The organism is Methanospirillum sp. (assembly GCF_028679455.1).
GTDB lineage: Archaea > Halobacteriota > Methanomicrobia > Methanomicrobiales > Methanospirillaceae > Methanospirillum.
In genome coordinates this window covers 1-8,629 of record NZ_JAJRBM010000378.1, presented here as the reverse complement: position 1 = coordinate 8,629, position 8,629 = coordinate 1, and the positions used below count along the sequence as shown (strand labels likewise).

The 8,629-nt window shown below is 49.9% G+C and carries 15 protein-coding genes; 11 read left to right on the top strand and 4 right to left on the bottom strand.

From position 1 onward, the window contains the following. Window positions 1-400 precede the first annotated feature (400 nt). Genes LUQ50_RS12895 through xseA form a run of 4 tightly spaced genes read right to left on the bottom strand, consistent with a single transcriptional unit; the run spans window position 401 to window position 2,751 of the window. Window positions 401-709, bottom strand: coding sequence for a hypothetical protein (locus tag LUQ50_RS12895; protein ID WP_300040290.1), 309 nt, complete (start codon window positions 707-709; stop codon window positions 401-403). 56 nt (window positions 710-765) lie between these two features. After that, entirely contained in the window at window positions 766-1,188 is a 423-nt protein-coding gene (locus LUQ50_RS12890; protein WP_300040288.1) for a hypothetical protein, read from the bottom strand. A 2-nt stretch (window positions 1,189-1,190) separates the two neighbouring features. Further along, window positions 1,191-1,370 (bottom strand): exodeoxyribonuclease VII small subunit, encoded by a 180-nt coding sequence (gene xseB, locus LUQ50_RS12885; RefSeq protein WP_300040286.1) that lies wholly within the window; start codon window positions 1,368-1,370, stop codon window positions 1,191-1,193. Next, complete coding sequence (gene xseA / locus LUQ50_RS12880) at window positions 1,357-2,751, bottom strand: exodeoxyribonuclease VII large subunit (RefSeq protein ID WP_300040284.1); 1,395 nt, start codon at window positions 2,749-2,751, stop codon at window positions 1,357-1,359. The genes xseB and xseA overlap by 14 nt, the downstream gene beginning before the upstream one ends. Before the next feature lie 39 nt (window positions 2,752-2,790). Here xseA and LUQ50_RS12875 point away from each other — a divergent pair, with 39 nt between their 5' ends. The 11 genes from LUQ50_RS12875 to LUQ50_RS12825 all read left to right on the top strand — a co-directional run. Next, on the top strand, window positions 2,791-3,615 hold the full coding sequence (locus tag LUQ50_RS12875; protein ID WP_300040282.1) for a sugar phosphate isomerase/epimerase: 825 nt from the start codon (window positions 2,791-2,793) through the stop codon (window positions 3,613-3,615). Window positions 3,616-3,765: 150 nt separating this feature from the next. Then, window positions 3,766-5,091 carry a hemolysin family protein gene (locus tag LUQ50_RS12870; protein WP_300040280.1) on the top strand — a complete coding sequence of 442 codons (1,326 nt, stop codon included), beginning with the start codon at window positions 3,766-3,768 and terminating at the stop codon, window positions 5,089-5,091. Further along, on the top strand, window positions 5,088-5,738 hold the full coding sequence (gene purN / locus LUQ50_RS12865; RefSeq protein ID WP_300040278.1) for a phosphoribosylglycinamide formyltransferase: 651 nt from the start codon (window positions 5,088-5,090) through the stop codon (window positions 5,736-5,738). Before LUQ50_RS12870 ends, purN begins: the two co-directional genes overlap by 4 nt. Beyond that, window positions 5,738-6,055 (top strand): ribonuclease P protein component 4, encoded by a 318-nt coding sequence (locus LUQ50_RS12860; protein ID WP_300040276.1) that lies wholly within the window; start codon window positions 5,738-5,740, stop codon window positions 6,053-6,055. The genes purN and LUQ50_RS12860 overlap by 1 nt, the downstream gene beginning before the upstream one ends. Then, window positions 6,052-6,351 carry a YhbY family RNA-binding protein gene (locus LUQ50_RS12855; protein WP_300040274.1) on the top strand — a complete coding sequence of 100 codons (300 nt, stop codon included), beginning with the start codon at window positions 6,052-6,054 and terminating at the stop codon, window positions 6,349-6,351. The genes LUQ50_RS12860 and LUQ50_RS12855 overlap by 4 nt, the downstream gene beginning before the upstream one ends. Window positions 6,352-6,409: 58 nt before the next feature. Then, window positions 6,410-6,832, top strand: coding sequence for a 30S ribosomal protein S19e (locus LUQ50_RS12850; RefSeq protein WP_300040272.1), 423 nt, complete (start codon window positions 6,410-6,412; stop codon window positions 6,830-6,832). 16 nt (window positions 6,833-6,848) lie between these two features. Further along, window positions 6,849-7,181 carry a DNA-binding protein gene (locus LUQ50_RS12845; RefSeq protein ID WP_300040270.1) on the top strand — a complete coding sequence of 111 codons (333 nt, stop codon included), beginning with the start codon at window positions 6,849-6,851 and terminating at the stop codon, window positions 7,179-7,181. Further along, window positions 7,178-7,780 carry an asparagine synthase-related protein gene (locus tag LUQ50_RS12840; protein ID WP_300040268.1) on the top strand — a complete coding sequence of 201 codons (603 nt, stop codon included), beginning with the start codon at window positions 7,178-7,180 and terminating at the stop codon, window positions 7,778-7,780. Before LUQ50_RS12845 ends, LUQ50_RS12840 begins: the two co-directional genes overlap by 4 nt. Further along, window positions 7,777-7,929: a 50S ribosomal protein L39e gene (locus LUQ50_RS12835; RefSeq protein WP_300040267.1), complete on the top strand. Its 153-nt coding sequence runs from the start codon at window positions 7,777-7,779 to the stop codon at window positions 7,927-7,929. The genes LUQ50_RS12840 and LUQ50_RS12835 overlap by 4 nt, the downstream gene beginning before the upstream one ends. 4 nt (window positions 7,930-7,933) lie before the next feature. Further along, entirely contained in the window at window positions 7,934-8,197 is a 264-nt protein-coding gene (locus tag LUQ50_RS12830) for a 50S ribosomal protein L31e (protein WP_300040265.1), read from the top strand. Window position 8,198: 1 nt separating this feature from the next. Further along, window positions 8,199-8,629, top strand: a 431-nt coding sequence (locus LUQ50_RS12825) for a translation initiation factor IF-6 (protein ID WP_300040263.1), incomplete at its 3' end; no start/stop codon positions are given.

The following is an 8,629-nucleotide window of genomic DNA, read 5'->3' as shown; positions in this document are numbered from 1 at the left end:
TTAGCACCATTTCAGAACTATCAAGCCGGAGGGGATCTGCATCTTCTTAATTACGAAGTACTTCCATCATTGGACAGGTAACGATTGCTTCTCCTAAAGAAGATGGTGTATCCCGGGCTGCAGATCTAACGTTCCGAGTTTTTTAATAAACCATTCTGGCAATATTGCAATAATTTCACACCATTCAAGGACTTTGATCTATAACATACAGCAGATGACAGTCACTGCACTCCTGCTAATAATTGCCTTTGAATGCAGCTCCGTTTTCGGTCCTGACCGTTGATGAGACGAGGTGTATCTCCTGGTTACCAGGTTCTGATAGAGTTGTATGTCTGGGATATTTCGAATGTATCGGGTGTAACTGTGCAAATTAGTCCGGATAATAAGTCTCTCAAACATATCAGAACGGCATCGGGACCTTCATCACGGAAAAGTACGAGAAAAAAATTAGTAAAACCGGGATAAAGAGGCAGATTATAACCAAAGCCTTGATTATTTTATTTTCAGTCTTATGATACGCGAGCGCCGTTATCAGCAGGCAGACAAGGCTGATCATCAGGGTGTTAGTTTGGATCTGAACGGTACCTGATGCCTGAATCATGCCAATCAGGTATCGTACCAGGGGTGGGAGCCCGATATTCCCGAAAAAAACCGCAATTATCCCTTTGACAATATCCAGAACCAGAAGGGTCCGGTTAGTAGCACTCACAGTCTCATCTTCTCCATCTTGATGGATAAAAGTATTGGAGGTTTCTCCTGCTCGAACTACCCCATCACGTTTGCAGAAATCGACATGATTTTTGTCTCAATCGCGGGTTGCTGTGTCCCTGCTGTGATAAGATCGTAATTCGCCTTGGTTGCTGGAAGGGTCATTCGTTCGGTGAATGTCCTGACTGTTCCTTTCTCAATATCTCCTGCATCGGTGTTCCGGCTTGTAAACCGGTATTCAGAAAGATCCTTCGGAGTTGACAGGATGGTCATGACCCTGACCTTGTACGCGTTGTTGGCCCCGACATTGGCAACTGTCAATTTAACATCGTACGTGATATTTCCTGAAGCAGGGTCATCAGATACCTTCGAGAGATTTGTTGTTATCTTCAGTTCGGGATCAGCATACCTCGTACAGCCTGAAATGGCAACCGCTCCTGCAATGAGCAGAATAACCAGGAAGAGCAGAATGACTTTCATTATCACTCCTTTCCCAACTTGCTGATCTTCATCTCTGCCTCGTTCAGCCGTTCCTCGCACTGTTTGATGATCACAGTCCCCTGTTCGTAGAGCGTGATCATCTCATCAAGGTTTGTCTCACCATCCTCGATTTTTTTGACGATCTCTTTGAGATCTGCTACCAGTTCCTCATACTTTTTCATGCGGTTTCACCTGATCAATAACTGCCGTTGCAGATCCGTCCCTGAATCTGAGTTTCACCCTCTCACCTTCTGAAAGCACCCCTACAGAAGGTACTGTCCTGCCGTCTCTGAAAACAATACAGTATCCGTCCCTGGCAGTAGCATACGGGCTTCGTGCCTCAAGGATCTTGGATAATGACTTTAGTTCAGCGAGGTACCGTGCTAGAAAAGTGCCCGCCCCACGGTGGAGTTGTTCATCCAGATCTGCGATCCTGACCCTCCGTTCTGGTATCTCCCTCATCAGAATTCCTGCAGGATTCTTCGCCTCAAGCCTGGCGTTCAGCTCCCTAACCGTAATCCTGAATCTTCCAAGTGAGAGATCTGAAAGGTTACTCATCCGGTCAGTAATATCCACCAGATACTGTCTGCGTTCTGTCAGTGTCCTGTTCATCCTGACCGGTGAAAGCCGGTCCCGAAGATCATTAAGTTCCTCGTCTGCCTGCTCTATTCTGGTTAGAAGCCGTCTGAAGATACGGCTTCTGATCTGGGATATCACTTCGAGTTCTGCTTTGCGGTCTTTGACTGCAAGTTCTGCAGCATGAGATGGAGTAGATGCCCTCTGATCTGCAGCGAGGTCTGCCAGGGTGACATCGACCTCATGGCCGATGGCAGCAATGACCGGAACCGGACAGGTAGCGATCGCCTCTACCACTGCCGGGTTGTTGAAGGCGAAGAGATCCTCATAACTACCACCTCCTCTCCCGACGATCACGAGATCAACCATCGGTGCAACCCTTCTAATGGCTACTGCAATCTCGTCATGGGCGGTCGGACCCTGCACTGCCGTCGGTGAAAGGATGAGTTCCACCGGGAACCGGCAGGAGAGCACGTTCTTAATATCGTGGATAACAGCCCCTGTCTCTGATGTGACAACTCCTATTCTGGTTGGGTACTCGGGCAGCGTTCTTTTTCTTTCAGGAGAGAAGAAGCCTTTCAGCCCGAGTTCCTTCTTCCACCGCTCGATCAGAAGTGCCTTCTCTCCTGCCCCAGATTGCCACATCTGGGTGATAATCAGGTTGTACTGACCGCTCCGTTCGTAGTGGTTGATGGTCCCGAACGCCTCTACAATCATTCCGTCATCAGGTGTCCAGGGAAGGTACCGGGCAGCAGTCTTCCAGATAGTACACCTGATTACAAACTCCTTCTCACCCTGTCGCTCTGAAAGTGAGAAATAGAGATGCCCTGACCCGTGTTTCTTGAAGTTGGTGATCTCACCGGTCACCCTGATGTTGGTCAGCGCAGGAGTATCAAGAAGACTGGTTATCACTGCAGTAACCTCAGACACCCGCATGACTGCAGGTTTCTCACGGGCCCCCCAGGAATCCAGAGTTCTCTGATCCATCTTCACCTGATCGGTTATTTCCCCCGGTATAGATAATCAATGGTCATGGAGATCTCCTTCTCGACGATGTTCTTCCACGACCATCCGCTTGACCTGATCTTTGATGCAGTCAGGAGATCGGGAGCTGACACTCTTGAGTTCTGGCCCGAGACTCCGGACTGGTGGCTTGACGGGCTCCCTGAAGGCCGCCTTGCTAGGGTAATGAAAGAGTATCCCCTTTCTTCACCCCTCTCTGTACATGCCCCGGTTCTGGACCTCAACCCCTGCTCGATAAATCCTGACGTGGTGAAGGCCTCGATCTTGTGGATACAATACTCTATAAAACTGGCAGACTCTCTCGGTGCTGAGGTCTGTACCATCCACCCGGGAAAGAGGACCTCAAAGCGCCCTCCGTCAGAGACAGATTATTGCCGACTAGATCACATGCTCGATGAGATAGCCCCCTATGCTGGGTCATCACATGTTTCGGTCTCAATTGAGAACATGGAGCCGCAGGTGAACGCCTTACTCACAACTCCGGCAGAGATCTCCCGTATCCTTGAAGAACGTGAATGGCTCTCCTTCACCCTTGATACCTGTCATGTTGCATCGCGTGGTGAAGAAGTGCTGGGTGAATTTCTCTCGGTTGCCGAAGGCAGGATAGCAAATGTTCATCTATCAGGTGCATCAGGCAGCGTAATGCACCTGCCGGTGAAATCAAACCCCTGGGCAGATAGATCTCTTGATCTCCTTGCCGGTGCGGGGTACGACGGACTTGTCACCCTTGAGATCAATGATCTTTCGGTTGGAAATCCTCTCTCTGTAGAGGCGAAGATCAGGATGATTTATGAGGATGTCAACGTGGTCAGGAACCATCTCACCTAATCATCAGGTGTGGTTCTGACACTGTCAGAAAAAGATTGATATTTGTGTGGCCCGCTCTCATTAATCAGAGTTGTGGGGATCTGAATCTCCCCGGACGGTGTTTGGGTTCTTTATGGGAATTTCACAGGTATCCCTGGCAACCGGATGCATATGTCTGCCAGCGGCTTCTGCCAGGCGGGGGTCCGGATTTCAGTGATCATTGAATACTATCTGTATATCAGCATCTTTGTTCTGACGCTCGTCTGTTCTGCATTCTTCTCATGCTCTGAATCAGCACTCTTCTCGATCACCCGTGCAAAAGTAAGAACCCTAATTAACGAAGGGGTGCCAGGTGCACAGGCACTCTTGGCGCTGAAAGAAAATCCTGACCGTTTCCTAATAACGATCCTGATCGGAAATAATATCGTCAATATTCTCGGTGCCTCGGTTGTAACCGCGTTGGCCATCGGCGTCTTCGGGCCCGGGGCGCTTGCCGTTGTGGTAGCCACATTCTGTGTGGTGATCCTACTACTGATCTTTGGCGAGATCATGCCGAAGATGTACGCAAGCAGGCACTCAACCAGCACCGCCCTGTTTGTTTCATCGACGATATATCTACTCTCACGGATATTTAGCCCTGTCATCTGGGCAATTAATGCAGTTGCAGGGAAGATGACCGGTGGTCCGGTTTTTTCGCAGCACCTCATCACCGAGGAAGAGATCAAGGAGTGGATTGATGTCGGCCAGGAAGAGGGGACCATTGAGAAGGATGAACAGGAGATGCTCCACTCGGTCTTTGAGTTTGCTGACACCAGGGTCAGGGAGGCTATGACACCGCGAATAGATGTGGTAATGACAGAGGACATCCTCTCTCCTGAAGACGCCCTTGAGATCTTCAAGAAGACCGGATTTTCACGCCTCCCGGTATATCATGAGACCATTGATAATATCAGAGGGATTCTCAACATCAAGGATGTCTTTGTTGCCGTGATGGACGGGAGGAACCATCATCCGCTTGTCGAACTCTGCTCTGAACCGGTTTATGTCCCTGAGACAAAGAAGATTGATGATCTGCTCAGAGAGATGAAGGTCAGGAAGAACCATCTGGCCATCGTCCTTGATGAGTATGGGGCATTTGTTGGTATTATAACGGTAGAGGACATCGTGGAGGAACTTGTGGGTGATATTCTTGACGAGTTTGACACCGAGGAGCCTGAATTGATACGGGTGGCGGATGGGGTATACTCGGTCGATGCCAGGATGTGGGTCTCTGACTTGAACAAAGAGCTTGATCTTGATCTTCCTGAGTATGAGACTTATGAAACCATAGCAGGCCTTATCATCGATCGACTGGGATATATTCCACGAATTGGTGAGTCCTGTGATCTGGACGGAGGCATCAGACTGATTGTGATTCAGATGAAAGGAAAACGGATAACAAGAATCAAACTGCTGATCTCCCCTCCTACCAAAAAACCCGAGGCAGGTTCCGCATGAAGCCAGAAAGCGGCACATTCGTCGTACTAGCATCAGGGAGGGGTTCTAACTTCCAGGCTATCCTTGACCGTGTCTCTGACGGGTATATCCCCGCCGTATGCAGGGCCATGATAACAGACAATCCTGATGCATATGCGATCGAACGTGCGCGGGCAGCAGGTATTCCAAGCGAGGTTGTTTCGTTCAGATCGTTCTTGGATAAACAGACATACGAGACCGCCCTCATCGCGGCTATCCAGAAGTATGATCCAGATCTTGTTGTGTTAGCTGGGTATATGCGAATTCTGGGTAGTGAGATTGTCAGAAAGTACTCCGGGCGGATGATGAATATTCACCCGAGTTTGTTACCTTCTTTCCCAGGCCTTCATGCCCAGGGACAGGCAGTCAGATACGGGGTGAAAGTTGCCGGTTGCACGGTACATTTTGTCACCGAGGATATGGATGCAGGTCCGGTGATCATTCAGCGTGTAGTGCCTGTCTTTGATACTGATGATGAGGAAATACTGGCAGATCGGATCCTATTGGAGGAGCATCTGGCGTTCCCCGAAGCGATCCGCCTCTTCTTTGAAAAAAAGCTTTGTATTGAAGGAAGAACGGTAAAAGTCACTAATCAGGGTGAGATGCCAGATTTTGGTAGGGGAACCTGATGGCCAGAAAGCATCAACGTTCTGATCGACGACATATTGCCAGTGAGCGGATCTCTATCCTCTTTGATCAGGCTTCCCGGTTCTTTCCAGAAGATCCTTCCTGGAGTGACCGGTGTGTTATCCTTGCCCGACGTATTGCAATGAAAGAACGAATACGTATCCCGTGCGAACTGAGAAGAAAGTTTTGTCGTAATTGTTATCGGTTCTTTGTACCGGGGGTGACTATGCAGACCCGGATACACCGCAGCCGGGTTGTGGTAACCTGCGTGGCCTGTGGATATCATCGTCGTTACCCACTTTATCGGAATAAATCATGAGTCAAGATCGGATCAGTCCCAAAAAGAAAGCATCAATTTCATCTCCCGGAGGTTATCATGACCTGAAACCCACCATCTGGGTTGGGAAACAGGGGATGACTGGAACCATTATTGAAGAGATCCGCAGCCAGGTGAAGACCAGAAAGATCATCAAGGTTAAATGGTCGGGGTCGGTTGATATGGATCCGGCAGCAATTGCTCGTGAAAGTGCCACTATCATTCTTCAGATTCGGGGAAGAACGATGGTGCTTGGAGATTCGGCTTCATCATCCGGATCTCGTCCTCGAAATATATAAGAATCCTTCATACGTATAAGTAGAGACTACTATCTGCATTTGAGAGTGTGGACTATCGATGACTACTGTGTATGATGTTCCTGCTGGCACGCTTATTGAGCGCGTTGCAGCGGAACTGAAGGAAAAACCAGAGATAACTGCTCCAGAATGGGCAGCCTTTGCAAAGACCGGTGCCCACAAAGGGATGCCACCTGAGGATCCCGACTGGTGGTACACCCGAGCAGCAGCTGTACTGAGGCGCGTTTATGTTGACGGCCCGGTTGGTGTTGAGCGGATGCGGTCTGTGTACGGTGGAAGCAAGAACAGAGGCTCCAAGCCGAACAAAACGGTGAAGGGGAGTGGATCTGTCCTGAGAAAGGCGGTTCAGCAGCTTGAGAAAGCAGGGTACATCGCCCAGCAGAAGAGCGGCAGAGTCGTCACTCCTGCAGGCGCATCATTCCTTGATGGAGTAGCATATCGCATTGTGTCTGAGTCCGCGTAAACCTGGGTGCTCCTGAATGGGAGATGATGAATTAGCAGAAATCCGTCGGCGGAGAATGATGGAAATGCAGCAACAGGCTGCTAACCAGCAGGATGAAGCCGAACGGCAGCGTCAGTATGAGGCCCAGATTCACTCGGTTCTCATGCAGATTCTTGAGCCTGAAGCACGTGAACGGCTTAATACCATCAAACTCACGAAACCGGATTTTGCCCGGTCCGTTGAGCAGCAGTTGGTAATGCTGGCACAGAGTGGAAGGATTAAGAATAAGATCAATGACGAACAGCTGAAAGTCATCCTTAAACAGGTTATTCCAGCAAAGCGCGAATTCAACATCAGACGTAAAGGATGAAGGCCGGAGTTCTGTTCTCTGGTGGAAAAGACAGTTCTCTCGCAGCAATAATGCTGGCAGAGAATTATGAGGTTGAACTGAATACCTTTGTCTTCTCGCCGGATTCTGCGATTCCGCAGATCGAACAGGCAGCTGCAGTCCTAGGATTTCCACATCACAAACGAATCTTTCCCCCCGAACTGCTTGGTGAGGTGGTGGATATGATCATTGGATGTGGGCATCCTTCACAAGCAATCCAGCGGATTCACCGGGAGGCGGTTCGCATCCTCTGTGAACGGTACGAAGTTATCGGAGATGGGACCAGGTTTGGAGATCGGGTTCCACTTCTGACTGACGACGAAATCCGTAGTATATCAGACGGACGCGGATGTTCCTATGTCCGCCCGCTCATCGGGTTTCCGAAGCGGGAGGTACAGCGGTTTGCTGCCAGGTATCTCGAAGTTCAGTATGGGGAAACCGGGCAGATCCGCAGCGGGGACTATGAACATGAGATCAGGAGGGAACTGGAGAGCCGGGGTGCCCCGGTATCCTCTCTTTTCCCCCCGAATCATGAGCAATCCCTCGTGGTCGCAAGACGATCATCTGGAGAAATACAATGAGTAAAGTATCAAAATGCCGGAAGATCCGGCTTTCGAAGAAAACCCAGCAGAACAGGCGTGTGCCACAGTGGGTTATGGTAAAGACGAAGAGAAAAGTCATGACTCACCCCGCACGTCACAGCTGGCGCCGGAGCACCCTGAAGGTGTAAGAATATGGTAGATAAGCTGAAAGAGCAGGTATATGTCATTCCACTGGGATCGGTTCGGCGCGTTCCCCGCTGGAGACGTAGTGCAAAAGCGATGAAAGATATCAGGGCATTCCTGGGACGTCATATGAAGAGTGAGGATGTGAAACTTCATTCCTCTATCAACGAGAAGATCTGGTCCCGTGGTTCCCAGAAGCCACCAGCACGAATCCGTGTCCGGGCAATGAAGCTCGAAGACGGACAGGTGCAGGCTGAGCTGGCTGAGGAGTGAGATGGACCGTACGGTCTCGATAACAGGCGACCCACATATCGGCGTATTTACCCGCGTCTTCGAGGACATCGCGGTTATACCGATTGATGCACCTGAAGAACTCGAGGTTCAGTACCGGGAGGCTTTTGATCTGGATATTGTCAGAACTACAATTCAGAACAGTCCGATCATCGGCTCCCTCCTTGCAGGTAACAGCAATGGATTTGTGGTATCCGGTCTCGCATCGCAGCAGGAACTAGATCGGCTCAGTGAATACCGTGAAATATTCCTCCTGGAGCGGGGAATGAATGCTGCCGGGAATGTCATTCTTGCATGTGACCGGTTTGCTGCGGTTCACCCTGAGATGGATAAAAAACTTCAGAAAGAGATTGGAGAATTTCTGAAGGTTCCGGTAACTCCCCTCACATTAGGGGATGTGAAGGTAGTCGGGAT

Coding starts and splice junctions, on each gene's coding strand:
- LUQ50_RS12890 (WP_300040288.1), bottom strand. CDS start 1,188: ATGAAAGTCATTCTGCTCTTCCTGGTTATTCTGCTCATTGCAGGAGCG.
- xseB (WP_300040286.1), bottom strand. CDS start 1,370: ATGAAAAAGTATGAGGAACTGGTAGCAGATCTCAAAGAGATCGTCAAA.
- xseA (WP_300040284.1), bottom strand. CDS start 2,751: ATGGATCAGAGAACTCTGGATTCCTGGGGGGCCCGTGAGAAACCTGCA.
- LUQ50_RS12875 (WP_300040282.1), top strand. CDS start 2,791: ATGGTCATGGAGATCTCCTTCTCGACGATGTTCTTCCACGACCATCCG.
- LUQ50_RS12870 (WP_300040280.1), top strand. CDS start 3,766: ATGTCTGCCAGCGGCTTCTGCCAGGCGGGGGTCCGGATTTCAGTGATC.
- purN (WP_300040278.1), top strand. CDS start 5,088: ATGAAGCCAGAAAGCGGCACATTCGTCGTACTAGCATCAGGGAGGGGT.
- LUQ50_RS12860 (WP_300040276.1), top strand. CDS start 5,738: ATGGCCAGAAAGCATCAACGTTCTGATCGACGACATATTGCCAGTGAG.
- LUQ50_RS12855 (WP_300040274.1), top strand. CDS start 6,052: ATGAGTCAAGATCGGATCAGTCCCAAAAAGAAAGCATCAATTTCATCT.
- LUQ50_RS12850 (WP_300040272.1), top strand. CDS start 6,410: ATGACTACTGTGTATGATGTTCCTGCTGGCACGCTTATTGAGCGCGTT.
- LUQ50_RS12845 (WP_300040270.1), top strand. CDS start 6,849: ATGGGAGATGATGAATTAGCAGAAATCCGTCGGCGGAGAATGATGGAA.
- LUQ50_RS12840 (WP_300040268.1), top strand. CDS start 7,178: ATGAAGGCCGGAGTTCTGTTCTCTGGTGGAAAAGACAGTTCTCTCGCA.
- LUQ50_RS12835 (WP_300040267.1), top strand. CDS start 7,777: ATGAGTAAAGTATCAAAATGCCGGAAGATCCGGCTTTCGAAGAAAACC.
- LUQ50_RS12830 (WP_300040265.1), top strand. CDS start 7,934: ATGGTAGATAAGCTGAAAGAGCAGGTATATGTCATTCCACTGGGATCG.